This is a genomic window from Candidatus Pyrohabitans sp., assembly GCF_054014795.1.
Genome location: NZ_JBPMGE010000006.1, coordinates 1 through 12,944, shown reverse-complemented (window position 1 = coordinate 12,944; position 12,944 = coordinate 1). Strand labels below are relative to the sequence as shown.

Sequence of the window (12,944 nt, the reverse complement as noted above, 5' to 3'; positions counted from 1 at the left end):
TCAGGTACTCATGAATCGCCTGCGCTGCGCGCTTCCCTGCGCCCATGGCCGCGATCACCGTGGCCTGCCCTGTGGTTATGTCTCCGCCCGCGAAGACACCGCGCCTCGAGGTGCGCCCCCGCTCGTCCACCACGATGGTGCCCCGGGAGGTGGTCTCAATCTCAGGGTGGTTCATCGCTATGATGGGGTTGGGGCTCTGGCCTATGGCTATCACCACCGTGTCAACGCGCATCTCAAACTCAGAGCCTGCTATGGGCACAGGGCTGCGCCTCCCGCTCTCGTCGGGCTCGCCCAGTTCGCACCGGAGGCAGCGCATCCCGCGAACCTGCCAGTGCTCATCGCCTGTGAAGGCCACCGGCTGGGTCAGAAAGCTGAAGTCAATGCCCTCCTGGCGGGCGTGCTCCACCTCCTCTCTGCGAGCCGGCATCTCAGCCTCGCTCCTGCGGTAAACAATCGTAACCTCGGCACCCAGGCGGCGGGCACAGCGCGCGGCGTCTATTGCAACGTTGCCAGCGCCTATTACTGCCACCCTCTTCCCCACCTTCACCGGGGTATCGTACTCAGGGAAGAGGTACGCCTTCATCAGGTTGATGCGGAATAGAAACTCGTTGCCAGAGTAGATGCCGTTCAGGTTCTCCCCGGGTATTCCCAGAAAGCGCGGCAGACCAGCGCCGGTGCCCAGGAACACCGCATCGTAGCCGAGCTCAAAGAGCTCATCTATGTCGTATGTGGCGCCTATAAGTACGCTGGTCTCAATCTCCACGCCCAGGCGCCTGACGTACTCCACCTCAGCGTTTAGCACAGCTCTGGGCAGGCGGAACTCGGGTATGCCGTAGGCGAGGACGCCACCCGGCAGGTGCAGCGCCTCGAAGATGGTGACGCTGTGCCCGCGCTCAGCGAGGTAGGCGGCCACAGTCAATCCCGCGGGCCCAGAGCCCACGACGGCGACACGCCTGCCTGTGGGCTCAGCTATCGCCGGCCTCCTCACACCCCTGGAGCGCTCATAGTCGGCGGCAAAGCGCTCCAGTCTGCCTATGGCGAGGGGCTCAAAGCGCTTCCCCAGGGTGCATCTCGCCTCGCACTGCTTCTCCTGGGGGCACACCCTGCCGGTGATGCCGGGCAGGTAGTTGCTCTCCCGTATAATCTCTATGGCGGCGTCGAAGTCGCCCTCCCGAAGGGCGAGAACAAAGGCAGGGATGTCGATGCCCACGGGGCAGCCGGCCACGCAGGGCTTATCCCTGCACTGGAGGCAGCGCTCCGCCTCCTGCATCGCCTCCTCGGGGGTGTAGCCCAGGGCAACCTCCTCGAAGCTCCTCGCCCTCTCCTCCGGGGCAAGCTCCCGCACAGGTATGCGCTTCTCCCGCTTCATGTGCCTTCCTCATAAAGCTCAAATGCCAGCCTCTCCTCCTCCCTGAAGAATACCTGCCTCCGCTGAAGCTCGTCGAAGTCCACCTCTGTGGCGTCAAACTCAGGACCGTCCACGCAGGCGAACTTGGTGCTCCCGGCGACGGTAACCCTGCATGCGCCGCACATGCCTGTGCCGTCCAGCATTATAGCGCCGAGGCTGGCAGTAGCTTTAATCCCGCGCCTCGTAGCAATCCCAGCGACTGTCTTCATCATCTTCGTAGGCCCTATGGCGAGAATGTAGTCGGCACGGCTGTGCTTCAAGTGCTCCCGGAGCGCCGCAACAGCGTAGCCGCGCATGCCATAGCTGCCATCGTCGGTGGCTATGATCACCTGGTCGCACACCCTGCGCATTCGCTCCTCGAAGATTATATAATCCCTGCTCTTCGCCCCCATTATCACAGTAACCCTGTTCCCTGCGCGCTTCAGCGCCTTCACTATTGAGTAGAGTGCTCCCGCCGTGCCCTGCCTGCACACGGCTACGACGTTGCCGTAGCGGCGTATCTCGCTGGGCCTGCCCAGCGGGCCCAGAAGGTCCAGGATGGTATCGCCCACCTCCAGGCTGGCGAGCATACTGCTCGTCTTCCCCACCTGGTGCACCACCATGGTCAGAGTCCCGGCCTCGCGGTCGAAGTCAGAGATGGTCATGGGTATGCGCTCCCCCTTCTCATGCACCCGCACAATCACAAACTGTCCGGGCTGAATCTTCCTGGCAATCTGGGGGGAGCGGATGATAAAAAGCGTATAACCTGGCGCAAGCTCTGCCTTGTGAACAATCTCGTGACGCATTCTCACAACCTCAGAACTAAGGCTAAAGCTGAGATGATAGCTAACAAGATAAAATTAGTACTACTCGCCGCGGAGCGCCCTGAGCTTATCGCCGCCCACACACTTCTCGGCGTACTCGCACCAGTTTATGCACAGGTTGTCGCGGGTCCTCCTCACTATGGTGCCGCACTCCTCGCACTCCGCCTCCGCCTCATCGCTCCAGATTTCCACCTCCGCCCTGCAGCTGGGGCAGAGCACATACTCGGGCTTGGGGCGCTTTATCTCGGTGCTTCCAGGGCAGCTGGACTTGATTGCGTTTATATCCTCTGACATTTCTCCTCGGGAATACCTTCAAACTTAACCTTAATTAGGTTATTGGCGAAAATGTTCGCCTACCTCTTCCCCACCCTGCACTCTGTGCACATGCCGGCGACGTAGTGGCGCTCGCACACCAGCCGGCCGCACAGCGAGCAGGTGAAGCGGGCGGGTTTTCCGCATATGGTACACAAGCCTGTGATCATTCCCGCACCTCCAGGTGCCCCTCCAGCTCCTCAATCAGCTCATCCAGCCTTTCCAGGGCCACAAACTCCCCCTTCTCCAGCGCCCTGCGCTTGTCCTCCAGAACGCCGCCTGTGCCGTAGCTCTTCAGCAGCTCCCTCAGCTCAGTCTTTGCCTCATAGAGCTCCTTCAGCCAGTATTCCAGCTCGCCCATGAGCCTCCTGCAGGTCTCGCATTCCCTGTGGGCCCTTCTCCTCAGCCCCTCCACGGCAGCCCTGTAATCCCCGTGGCTCTCCATGATTAATATTCTATCTGCGAAGATAAAATATTAGCGCTGCTCTTGTCAGCTTTTGTTGGTCCACCTGTCAGGTGGCATGACTCTCAAGCTCTATTGAAAGGGGCTTTTCTTTCAATGCACTCACTTTTAAAATAGAAAAACCTATGACATTTCCTTTTTCATCAACTTTTTCCATAACTGCATCATTTTTTGTTTCTCTGAAGTATCCTTTTTTCCGTTCAAATAGAACTTCGAGATAATCACCTTCCTTATCATACCAAATCTTTATTATTTTCTTCCCCATAGTATTTCACCTCTTTTTATTTTATCTGTGAAATATGCGGTTATGATAAATACGTCATCAGTTAACACTCAGAGCTCCGACAGGGGCGAGGCACTGCATATTTATCAAATGCATCAGAGGTATAAAATTTATCCAGGATTTTAATGTAGTCGCATCGTAATCAGAAAGTTTATTATTGTCAGCTTCCTCTTAAACCCCTGAGGGAAAGGCATGATTATCACAAGGCAGAAACCCCTGGAGGAGATAGAGGAGATGCTCTCCGGCTACGGAGGCGTGGCGCTGGTGGGCTGCGGCGGCTGCGTCGCCTTCTACCGCACCGGAGGGGCTAAGCAGACGAAGGAGATGGCCGCCAAGCTGCGCAGCGCGGGAGTTAATGTGGTCGCCCTCGGTGTATCCAACAGGCAGTGCTACCTCTGCGAGGAGAGCGAGGTGGCTGAGCTGAGTGATGCCGAGAGGCTCAGAAAGGTGGCGAGAGAGCTCGAGGGCTTTGCGGAGCTGGAGAAGGCGGAGGCGGTGCTCAGCCTTGCATGCGGCGTGGGTGTGCAGAACCTGGCGAACATCCTGGACATGCCGGTGCTGCCCGCGCAGAACACCCTCTTCATGGGGCGACGCAGGGTTGAGGGCGACTTCGACCTGGAGCAGTGCACAGGCTGCGGGGAGTGCATCCTAGCGTTCACCGGCGGCATCTGCCCTGTGACGCGCTGCGCCAAGTCGCTGATGAACGGCCCCTGCGGCGGGGTTTTCAACGGCATGTGCGAGGTGAGCAAGAGCAGGGTGAGTGAGCACCCAGTACCCTGCGCCTGGATAGAGATATACAGAAAGCTGAAAAAGCAGGGGCGCGTCGAGGAGATGCGCAAAATACGCCCGCCCAAGGACTTCACCAAGGCGGCGAATATGCGCAAGGTTGCATGGGGGGCGAGGCCATGAAGGCGCACAGCAGATTCATGCGCAGCCTTCTCACCAGGGAGTTTACAATAAGCGGCGAGGTGGACCCGCCCCGCGACGCCAGCCGCGAGGCTGTGGAGGAGCAGGTGAGGTACCTCAAGGAGCACGTGGTCGCCGCCAACGTGACGGACAATCCCATAGGCGATGTGATAATGAACACCCTGGCGCCCTGCGTTATAATGCAGGAGCTCGGCCTGGAGGCGATATACCAGGCGACCTGCAGGGACCGCAATCGAATTGCTCTCCAGAGCGACATAATAGGCGCCGCGGCGCTGGGGATAAAGAATGTGCTAGCGCTGACGGGGGACCACCCCAAGATGGGCAACCATCCCCAGGCGAAGCCTGTATTTGATCTCGATTCTGTGCTCCTCACCCGGGTGCTGCGCACCCTTCGCGAGGGAAGCAACATGGCGGGCGAGAAGCTGGAGCACCCGCCCAGGGTGCACATAGGCGTGGGTTTGAGCCCCGGCGTGGAGCCCCTGGAGCCGGAGATAATAAAGCTAGAGAAGAAGATAGAGGCAGGCGCAGAATTTGTTCAGACCCAGTGCATCTACGACGAGAAGGTGCTGGAGCGCCTTAGGGAGGCCACGTCGCATCTGGATGTGCCCATACTGCCTGGAATTGCACCGCTGCGCAGCCTGGGGATGGCCAAGTTCATGCTCGCCAATGTGCCGGGGATAAGCATCCCGGAGGATATGCTGGCAAAGCTGGAGAAGAGCGACAACCTGACGGAGACGGCGATAGACATTACGGCGGAGCTGATCTCAGCGGTAAAGGACTACGGCTTCCCCGGGGTGCACATAATGCCGGTAGGCATGGACCGCCACGTGGGTGAGATGATAGCGCGCAGTGGTGTGCGAGGGTGAGCTCTGGCAATCTGCGCAGGCGCGGCGACGGCAGCTATGAGCTCGACCTCCGCGAGTATGACGACTTCTGGCTCGGGGTTTACATCTCCCAGTACTTCAGGCGGTTTAAGAGCGGGGACGTGGTTGAGCTGGTCTTCGACGACCTCAGCGTGGAGGAGGGGGCAATAACCGCCCTCCAGGAGTGGGGCTACGAGCTGCTGGAGCGCACCCAGAGGGGCAAGGATGTCCTCCTGAAGGTTAGGAAGATATAAACCTGCCTTCGTTATCTTTTCTTCCTCGCCCTGTGCAGGAGAAGGGAATGAGCGAGGCCGAGGTGAGGCGCCTCCTCAGGCAGGCGCGCAGAAGGGATCTGACCTACACCAGCGGACGCATTCTCAGCTCCATGTGCACCTCACCCCTGCCTATTGCGGAGCGCGCCTTCTGCGAATTTCTGGAAACCAACCTGGGGGACCCGGGGCTTTTCCGGGGTACAAGGAGCCTGGAGAAGGAGGCGGTAAGGGCCATGGGCTCACTGCTGGGCAACCCCGGGGCGAAGGGCTTCATAGTGAGCGGGGGCACTGAGGCGAACATCACGGCGCTGTGGGCGGCACGCGAAATTGCGGGCGTGGCACAGCCAGAGGTGGTGGTGCCAGAGACTGCCCACTTCTCCTTCGAGAAGGCTGCGCGCATGCTGGGCTTGAGGCTGGTGAAGGCGGAGGTGGGCCAGGACAACACTGTCATCGTCAGAGACCTGGAGAGAAAGATAACCCCCCGCACCATAGCAATAGTGGGCATAGCCGGCAACACCGAGTATGGCGCAGTTGACGACATAGCCTCGCTGGCGGAGATTGCACAGGAGCGCGGGCTCTACCTTCACGTGGACGCCGCCTTCGGTGGATTTGTGCTGCCCTTCCTGAGGGAGCTGGGCTATCCTGCGCCGCGCTTCGACTTCTCCCTCAGGGGTGTTTGCTCAATTACGGTGGACCCCCACAAGATGGGCCTTGCGCCTGTGCCCGGCGGCAGTGTGCTCTTCCGCGATGAGAGATACCTGGAGCCCCTGCAGGTGGAGTCGCCCTACCTGACGCAGCCCAGGCAGTGCACCCTTCTCGGAACAAGGAGCGGCGCCAGCGCTGCGGCGGTATTTGCTGCGCTCACCTTCCTGGGAAGGGAGGGCTACCGCAGGGTGGTGAAGGGGTGCATGGAGGTCACCATGTTCCTGCGCGAGGGCCTGCTCGACCTCGGGATGAGCGTCCTCGAGCCCGGGATGAACATCCTGGTCTTCGACCATCCCCGGAGGGAGGAGCTAGTCCGGGGACTGCGCAGCCGGGGCTGGGTGGTTTCACGAACCCGGCGCGGAGAGATTCGCCTCGTGGTGATGCCCCACGTCAGGAGGGAGCATGCGGAGCAGTTCCTTCGAGATGTGGGGGAGATTGTGGAGAGGTTATAGGTTACTCGTTAACAAATCAGAAAGTGCCAATTAATCATGACATCATTTATTTACAAGTTTCTCCACCTCTGCGATAAACTCAACGCAGATATTGACATATTCTGTTAAATCTTCATCAATCTCCATCGTATCCAGAGCGTATTGAGAAACGTGCCTCATATCACGCAGAGAATCAAAAGCAGAGATAAACTTTTCGCCAAGTTTATTTTTTAAAACATATTCAGACTCAACATACCTGGCAACGCAATAATGGCTTCTCTCCTTTACACCATCTTTAAACAGCAGCGCTCTCGCAGTATGAAAAAAGGCATTATATAAAGCAATGACTTCCATTCTCGGCATACTTAAATCAGTGAGCTTTGATGAATCAGAAAGAAAAGATTTTGCTTGATTTATGCTCTTTTTTGCCATCCCTTTGCTCGGACTTGTCTTTTTCAGAAGTCCCTCTTTAAAGCATCTTTCAAGGTCATTCAAACACATCACCATCCAAAGCTACAGAGGCTAATTTCAGCCTGTAATAGAACTCAGGGTCATTTTCTCTTAAATCTTTTATCTTTGAATCATTCAATATCAGTAGCCTTACCTCCATCTCAAAGTCTTTCTCAATCTCTCGAAGAATCCCTCTTAACTCAAGGGCGGAGGTCTCTGTGAAAGGATATATCCAGAGGTCAATATCACTCTCCTTTGTGTCTTCTCCTGAAGCAAAACTCCCATAAATGCCAACTTTTCCAAATTTTCTCAGCTTTTGAAAGTTTTTATTCTCTAAAATAAGATAAATATTGATTAAAGAAATTATTTTTATTAAAATAGGATTATTCCTATTAATATATATTGTTTTTCTGTTTTTAACCTTTTCCTCACTAATAAAACCAAATTTTTTAAAGAGTTTTATTGCATTGTGGACTGTATATGGAGACAAATCAAGTCTTTCCGCAATCTCCCTTATATACATTCCTTCCTCTCTCTTCAGAAGCATTAAAATCTTCAGATTGGATTTATTAAACACCTTGATTAAGTCGTACATACATTGAGAACATATTGTTTTTTATTTAAAAACGTTTCGTTTGTTTATAGAAAACAAACAAATTTTGAACCTGCGCCCTGGAGAAGTGTGACGGGACGAAGTTTAACGCTGATGTTCATACCCTTTACTCATAAATCCCGCGCAGCTCCCTCACCCTGGCCACCCGCTCCACCGCCAGGAGGTCGGCGGCAAGGCGGAGGCTCACCTCCTCGCGCTCTGCCCTCTCCACCACCTCTGTGAAGCTTCTTCCCATAACCCTCTCCAGCTCCGCATTGAAGCGCTCCTCATCCCAGTAGAAGCCGTTCCTGTTCTGCACCCACTCGAAGTAGCTTCCCGTAACCCCGCCCGCATTGGCAAGGATGTCGGGCACCACCAGCACGTCGCTCTCAGTGAGTATCCTGTCTGCCTCCGGCGTAACAGGGCCGTTTGCACCCTCTACGATCATCTTCGCCCTGATCTCGTGGGCATTTGCACGGGTTATCACCCTCTCCAGCGCAGCCGGCACCAGGATGTCCACCTCCAGCGAGAGAAGCTCCTCATCTGTAATCTCCCTCGCTCCAGGGAAGCCCACAACGCTCCCGTGGGTGCGCTTGTGCCTCAGCACCGCCTCCGGGTTCAGACCCTCCTCAGAAAGTACACCTCCCCTTGAATCGCTCACCGCAACAATGCGGTATCCCATCTCATGCAGAAACTTCGCCGCATGGTAGCCAACATTGCCGAAGCCCTGCACAGCGACGCACCTGCAGCTGAGGTCGAACCTCTTCGCTGCCTCCCCCGCGACTATGGCAACACCCCGCCCAGTCGCGGCCTCTCTGCCCGGGGCGCCGCCTATCTCCACTGGTTTGCCGGTAACCATAGCGGGCACCGGATAACCTTTGTGGGCAGAGTAGGTGTCCATCATCCAGGCCATGGTCTGGGCATTGGTATAAACATCCGGCGCAGGTATATCCCGCTCGGGGCCGAGAAAGTCCATCATCCGCGAGGTGTAGGTCCGGGTAAGCCGCTCAAGCTCCGTACTGGAAAGCTCCTTGGGGTTGCACACCACGCCCCCCTTCGCCCCGCCGAAGGGGATGTTCACCACGGCGCACTTCCAGGTCATCCACATCGCCAGCGCCTTTACCTCACTGAGGGTAAGCCCGGGGTGGTAGCGGATGCCCCCCTTAAACGGCCCGCGTGCATTGTTGTGCTGCACCCTGTAGCCTGTGAATACGCGCACCTCACCGCTGTCCAGGTGGAGGGGCACAGAGACCTGCACCACGCGCTGGGGATGCCTGAGCACCTCACATATCCCCGGCTCAAGCTCAAGCCTGCTGCAGGCGTCGTGGAGCTGCCTCACCGCCATCTCGTAGGAGTTGTTACCGCCCATCCTCCTCTCCTGCCAACCGTATTGGCTCCTATATACAGCAAAGTTTTTATCTTTTGTGGTTTAATAATCAGAAGAGGAGGAAGAGGTGGAAATACTGCTGGTGGATGATGAAAAGGAAACAGGCAGACTTGTGAAGAAACTTCTGGAGAGGTACGGCTACAGCGTCAGGGTCGCCCACTCGGGCAACGAGGCGCTGAGCCTCCTCGAGTCAGGATACCGTCCATCGCTCATACTCATGGACGTGTTCATGCCGGAGATGAGCGGCATAGAGGTCAGCAAGAAGATAAAGGGTGACCCCTCGACGACGGAGATACCCCTGCTGCTGTTCACAGTCCTGGGCCTGGTGCCCGGGATAGCGCATGCAGTAAAGGAGAGCGGTGCCGACGGCTACGTGGCAAAGCCCTTCGAAAAGGAGATCCTCCTCAGGGAGATAGCCAGGCTGCTCAGCTAACTATTTTCTGAGAAGCTCAGTGTACTTCTTCACATTCCTGCTGGTTTCAAAGGCCGAGGAGAGGCTCACCAGGTACTCTCCATCCTCACCCGCCACGATTATCGGCTCCTTCATCATCAAACTCGCGATGTCAATCTCATACACCCCGTCCTCCACCCGGATGTTCCAGATGTCCTCCCCCCTGGGCTTGCCAGATATCCTGTCCCTGAGCCTGTCCCGCCAGCGCCTTCTCTTCGCCTCCGCCTCGCGTATTATCTTGGCAAACCTCTTGCTCGCCACCCTCCGGAGCTTCTTATTCTCCAGACGCGCAGACTCGCTGGAGGAGAGCTTCCTGAAGTAGAGGAACATGCGGTTACCGCACTCGCACCCCTTCAGGACCCTTTCGTCGTCTTCCTGGTAGACTTTCCCGCACCGCGTGCACTTGTGGGGCGTTTTCTTCCCTCCTTCTTCTCCTCCTGGTTTATATCCGCCTTTGCGAGCATCGAGATGTAGTCGGGCTCGCGCTTTATGGCCTCTATCAAACGCGTCGGTCCCACGATGGTAATCCCATGCCTTCTCCCGGAGATATACTCGGCTATCTTCTCGCGTATTCCCTTTGCCCCGTGGTCTATGCGGTAAAACTCTATCCCATGGAACTCATCCGGGTCGATTTCGCGCATCGTGGCCTCTATGAGCTCTGCCTCCTCTTTGGGCTCAAGCGCCTCCTCGAGCACCAGGATAACATTCCTCTTTATCTTATCCAGAATAAAGCTTATCTTCTCTGCACCGCCCTTCCTCGCAAGGGTCTCCGCGCTGACAAAATCAAGCTGAATCTCCATGGCTTCACCTCAGGTAAGGTGATTTTGAATCGCCTCGTAGAGCTTGTCTATGTTCTCCCCAGTGGCGGCGCTTATGGGCACCACCACATGCTGTGGGAAGGCACTCTCCACCGTAGAGGGCTGAGCATCCTTCAGGTCTATCTTATTTGCAACTATTATCATGGGTATCCCCCTCGCCTCCAGATTGCCTATAATCGTGACGTTTACCTGGGTGTAGGGGTCCTGGGTGGAGTCCAGCACCACCAGCACCGCGTCCACATTGTCCAGCCACTTTATGGCCTCTATTACGCCCTTCGTCGCCTCCCTGGCACGAGCCTTGGCCTCGTCCTCATCCATCCCGAAGGTCTTGAAGCTCTTGAAATCCACCTGCGTGGCTATGCCAGGCATGTCCACGATGTTCATCTTGAGCTCGCCGTTGTTTGTTGTGACGACTATGTTTTCAATCTTCTGCACATGCCTGGTCTCATGGGGTATCTCGGATACGGTGCCAACCTCCTTGCCCAGCCAGTCCAGAGAAATGCGATTCGCCAGGGTGGTCTTGCCCGCATTCACGGGTCCATAAAAGCCAAGCTGTATCTGTTTCTTTTTCTTGAATATCCTCAGAAGTTTCTGAAGGCTCTTTTTGAGTTCACTCAGCATGGCGATACCTCTTACAGCAATAGATTTTTATTGTGGATTTATATACGTTGTGGTAGAGGTGTTTGGATGAGGCTTGACCCGGGCGGAGAGGAGCTTGAGCGCGCAGAGAAGGAGATTGTGGATTTCATCCGCGGTGAGGTTGAGGCAGCCGGCGCGGAGGGGGGTGTCGTGGGTATAAGCGGAGGAATAGATTCGGCACTCACCGCCACCCTGGCCAGGGAGGCGCTGGGCGACAGTCTCCTGGCCCTGATAATGCCTGAGCGCGGGGTTACCAGCAGCAGAGATGTGGACGACTCCAGGGAGCTGGCCTCAAGGCTGGGGATACCCTACCACGTGGTTGAGATTTCCCCGGCGGTGGAGGCGGTGACACGGGGCTTTCCCCTCGACGCCTTCCCGGAGGAGAACAGAAGGCTGGCACTGGCAAACATAAAGCCGAGGCTGAGGATGATCAACCTCTACCTGGCGGCGAACCTGAGCAACCGCCTCGTCATAGGCACCGGAAATAAAACAGAGCTCCTCCTGGGCTACTATACCAAGTACGGCGATGGCGGCGTTGACCTCCTGCCCATAGGTGGACTCTACAAGACCCAGGTGCGCGCCCTCGCTAAGCACGTGGGCGTGCCCGAGAGGATTATCCGAAAAATTCCAAGCGCGGGGCTGTGGCGGGGTCAGAGTGATGAGGGCGAGCTGGGGATGAGTTATGAGGAGCTGGATCGCATCCTCTATGCGCTCTACGAGGAAAAGCTCACCCCTGCGAGGGCCGCCGAAAGGCTCGGCATAGGCGTTGAGAAGGTGCGCGCTGTGGAGGAGAGGGTAAAGGCGAATGAGCACAAGCGCAGGATGCCCAAGATAAAGGAGATTGAGTGGTAGCTACTCAATCGTCGCATGCCTGGTGCGCATCTCCTCCTCTGTTTTGCCCAGTCTCACCATGAGCTCGACGATTAGTGCGTCCAGGAAGATGAGCACGCCTATCTCAAAAAGCGTCCCGAGGGGTGCCAGAGGGTAGTGCTCTCCCTTTATCTGCCGCATCACAAAGTCCTTCTCGCCGCGCAGCTTTGTCCTGCCCTTCACAGAGACCACTATGTCGGCCAGCCTTCCCAGGGAGGAGTTGGGATAGGTGGTGATGAGCGCCACCTTGGCGCCCACATTCTTTGCAATCTTTGCGGCATTTACAACGCTTGTGGTCTCACCGGAGCCCGAGATGGTTATGAGCAGGTCCTCACGCTCTATTGAAGGCGTTATAATCTCCCCCACCACAAACACATTTATGCCCAGGTGCATTAGGCGCATGGCAAAGGCCTTGGCAACCAGACCGCTTCTTCCAGCGCCGTACACAAAAACCTTATTCGCCGAGATTATGGCATCTATGAGGGCCTCCACCTGCTCCTCATCCAGCTCCTCGGCAACCGCCTCAACGTGCTGCGTTATTGTAGAAATAGCATCCTTCAGAACATCCATGTATGCAAGTTACGCCTCGCCCTATAAATTTCTTCCGGGGGAATCTACCAGAAGCTGCCGCGGTAGTGGCCTGTAACAGGACAGCCCAGGCAGTGGCCACTCCGGTAATGTCTGCACTCATCGCACCCGCTCCTGTTCCCGCAGGGCGGCGTCTCAGACCTCTCAATCTTCATCTTCACAGGAAAGATGAGGTCCTTGCAGGAGGTTATTACCACATTCACCTCCACGTCCTCTACGTCGCCCCTGCTTCTGATGTGCGAATCCACAAGGGCGTCGAGCGTCGTCAGGTCCTCACCCCCAAAAAAGAGGGATAGGTTCCTCTTACCCGAAACCACAAATCCGTTGAGGAAGTAGGGGCAGCCCCGAAACCTTTTGATAATCTCGTTGGAGTTATGGGCGGTGAGCTCCACATTTACCAGGAAGAGGTCTATCTTCCTGAAGTTCATGCCTATGAGGAAGGAAAGAGTGCCCTTCTCCTTGAGCTTCCTGAGCCTGACTCCGACGCTGGGCTGGCTTATGCCGACCTCCCTGGCAATCTCACTCTGAGAGAGGTCAGGATTCTCCTCAAGAAGGGAGATTATCTTCCTGTCCTTCTCATCCAGCTCATGCCATTCCCTTATGCCACTTCCTCCTTTTATTTTAAAAAATCCTGAAGTATTTTCCACTTAATGTAAATAGGAAGTGTTTATATTTAAGGTTT

General features: G+C 56.2%; 20 protein-coding genes. 6 read left to right on the top strand and 14 right to left on the bottom strand.

Annotated features, from left to right (window positions below; genetic code table 11):
* The 6 genes from gltA to ACXJJW_RS00435 form a co-directional block, all read right to left on the bottom strand.
* A partial coding sequence (gene gltA, locus ACXJJW_RS00460) for an NADPH-dependent glutamate synthase (protein ID WP_456473753.1) occupies positions 1-1,369 on the bottom strand: 1,369 nt, incomplete at its 3' end.
* A complete protein-coding gene (locus tag ACXJJW_RS00455; RefSeq protein ID WP_456473752.1) occupies positions 1,366-2,193 on the bottom strand; it encodes a sulfide/dihydroorotate dehydrogenase-like FAD/NAD-binding protein in 828 nt (275 codons plus the stop codon). The genes ACXJJW_RS00455 and gltA, both read right to left, overlap by 4 nt.
* 60 nt (positions 2,194-2,253) lie before the next feature.
* Positions 2,254-2,505: a phosphohydrolase gene (locus ACXJJW_RS00450; RefSeq protein ID WP_456473751.1), complete on the bottom strand. Its 252-nt coding sequence runs from the start codon at positions 2,503-2,505 to the stop codon at positions 2,254-2,256.
* Between the two features lie 59 nt (positions 2,506-2,564).
* Complete coding sequence (locus tag ACXJJW_RS00445) at positions 2,565-2,693, bottom strand: hypothetical protein (RefSeq protein WP_456473750.1); 129 nt, start codon at positions 2,691-2,693, stop codon at positions 2,565-2,567.
* The gene (locus ACXJJW_RS00440) at positions 2,690-2,968 is read right to left on the bottom strand and encodes a hypothetical protein (protein WP_456473749.1); all 279 of its coding nucleotides are present in this window, start codon (positions 2,966-2,968) and stop codon (positions 2,690-2,692) included. The genes ACXJJW_RS00445 and ACXJJW_RS00440 overlap by 4 nt, the downstream gene beginning before the upstream one ends.
* A 67-nt stretch (positions 2,969-3,035) precedes the next feature.
* Positions 3,036-3,251, bottom strand: a complete 216-nt coding sequence (locus ACXJJW_RS00435) for a DUF2283 domain-containing protein (protein ID WP_456473748.1) — start codon at positions 3,249-3,251, stop codon at positions 3,036-3,038.
* Between the two features lie 210 nt (positions 3,252-3,461).
* On the opposite strand from ACXJJW_RS00435, the gene ACXJJW_RS00430 reads away from it, so the two are divergent.
* Genes ACXJJW_RS00430 through mfnA form a run of 4 tightly spaced genes read left to right on the top strand, consistent with a single transcriptional unit; the run spans position 3,462 to position 6,488 of the window.
* Positions 3,462-4,178: a methylenetetrahydrofolate reductase C-terminal domain-containing protein gene (locus tag ACXJJW_RS00430; protein ID WP_456473747.1), complete on the top strand. Its 717-nt coding sequence runs from the start codon at positions 3,462-3,464 to the stop codon at positions 4,176-4,178.
* The gene (locus tag ACXJJW_RS00425; protein ID WP_456473746.1) at positions 4,175-5,062 is read left to right on the top strand and encodes a methylenetetrahydrofolate reductase; all 888 of its coding nucleotides are present in this window, start codon (positions 4,175-4,177) and stop codon (positions 5,060-5,062) included. The genes ACXJJW_RS00430 and ACXJJW_RS00425 overlap by 4 nt, the downstream gene beginning before the upstream one ends.
* Positions 5,059-5,313 carry a hypothetical protein gene (locus tag ACXJJW_RS00420; RefSeq protein ID WP_456473745.1) on the top strand — a complete coding sequence of 85 codons (255 nt, stop codon included), beginning with the start codon at positions 5,059-5,061 and terminating at the stop codon, positions 5,311-5,313. The genes ACXJJW_RS00425 and ACXJJW_RS00420 overlap by 4 nt, the downstream gene beginning before the upstream one ends.
* A gap of 47 nt (positions 5,314-5,360) precedes the next feature.
* Positions 5,361-6,488, top strand: coding sequence for a tyrosine decarboxylase MfnA (gene mfnA, locus ACXJJW_RS00415; RefSeq protein ID WP_456473744.1), 1,128 nt, complete (start codon positions 5,361-5,363; stop codon positions 6,486-6,488).
* Positions 6,489-6,530: 42 nt separating this feature from the next.
* Here the strand turns inward: mfnA and ACXJJW_RS00410 are convergent, their stop codons facing one another.
* The 3 genes from ACXJJW_RS00410 to ACXJJW_RS00400 all read right to left on the bottom strand — a co-directional run bounded on the left by ACXJJW_RS00410 (position 6,531) and on the right by ACXJJW_RS00400 (position 8,878).
* A complete protein-coding gene (locus tag ACXJJW_RS00410) occupies positions 6,531-6,962 on the bottom strand; it encodes a HEPN domain-containing protein (protein ID WP_456473743.1) in 432 nt (143 codons plus the stop codon).
* Positions 6,955-7,512: an HVO_A0114 family putative DNA-binding protein gene (locus ACXJJW_RS00405; RefSeq protein ID WP_456473742.1), complete on the bottom strand. Its 558-nt coding sequence runs from the start codon at positions 7,510-7,512 to the stop codon at positions 6,955-6,957. The genes ACXJJW_RS00410 and ACXJJW_RS00405 overlap by 8 nt, the downstream gene beginning before the upstream one ends.
* Before the next feature lie 124 nt (positions 7,513-7,636).
* Positions 7,637-8,878 (bottom strand): Glu/Leu/Phe/Val family dehydrogenase, encoded by a 1,242-nt coding sequence (locus ACXJJW_RS00400; protein ID WP_456473741.1) that lies wholly within the window; start codon positions 8,876-8,878, stop codon positions 7,637-7,639.
* An 85-nt stretch (positions 8,879-8,963) separates the two neighbouring features.
* Between ACXJJW_RS00400 and ACXJJW_RS00395 the strand changes: the two genes are divergently transcribed.
* A complete protein-coding gene (locus tag ACXJJW_RS00395) occupies positions 8,964-9,329 on the top strand; it encodes a response regulator (protein WP_456473740.1) in 366 nt (121 codons plus the stop codon).
* On the opposite strand, the gene ACXJJW_RS00390 is transcribed toward ACXJJW_RS00395, so the two are convergent.
* Genes ACXJJW_RS00390 through dipA form a run of 3 tightly spaced genes read right to left on the bottom strand, consistent with a single transcriptional unit; the run spans position 9,330 to position 10,786 of the window.
* Positions 9,330-9,704 carry an OapC/ArvC family zinc-ribbon domain-containing protein gene (locus tag ACXJJW_RS00390; RefSeq protein WP_456473754.1) on the bottom strand — a complete coding sequence of 125 codons (375 nt, stop codon included), beginning with the start codon at positions 9,702-9,704 and terminating at the stop codon, positions 9,330-9,332.
* A complete protein-coding gene (locus ACXJJW_RS00385; RefSeq protein ID WP_456473739.1) occupies positions 9,701-10,147 on the bottom strand; it encodes an OapB/ArvB family protein in 447 nt (148 codons plus the stop codon). The genes ACXJJW_RS00390 and ACXJJW_RS00385 overlap by 4 nt, the downstream gene beginning before the upstream one ends.
* Positions 10,148-10,156: 9 nt before the next feature.
* Complete coding sequence (gene dipA / locus ACXJJW_RS00380) at positions 10,157-10,786, bottom strand: divisome-positioning GTPase DipA (RefSeq protein ID WP_456473738.1); 630 nt, start codon at positions 10,784-10,786, stop codon at positions 10,157-10,159.
* Positions 10,787-10,852: 66 nt separating this feature from the next.
* Here dipA and ACXJJW_RS00375 point away from each other — a divergent pair, with 66 nt between their 5' ends.
* On the top strand, positions 10,853-11,656 hold the full coding sequence (locus ACXJJW_RS00375) for an NAD+ synthase (RefSeq protein ID WP_456473737.1): 804 nt from the start codon (positions 10,853-10,855) through the stop codon (positions 11,654-11,656).
* Here ACXJJW_RS00375 and hxlB read toward each other — a convergent pair whose 3' ends face one another.
* Complete coding sequence (hxlB, locus tag ACXJJW_RS00370; protein WP_456473736.1) at positions 11,657-12,244, bottom strand: 6-phospho-3-hexuloisomerase; 588 nt, start codon at positions 12,242-12,244, stop codon at positions 11,657-11,659.
* A gap of 44 nt (positions 12,245-12,288) precedes the next feature.
* Entirely contained in the window at positions 12,289-12,909 is a 621-nt protein-coding gene (locus ACXJJW_RS00365; RefSeq protein ID WP_456473735.1) for an Lrp/AsnC family transcriptional regulator, read from the bottom strand.
* Between the last annotated feature and the right edge of the window lie 35 nt (positions 12,910-12,944).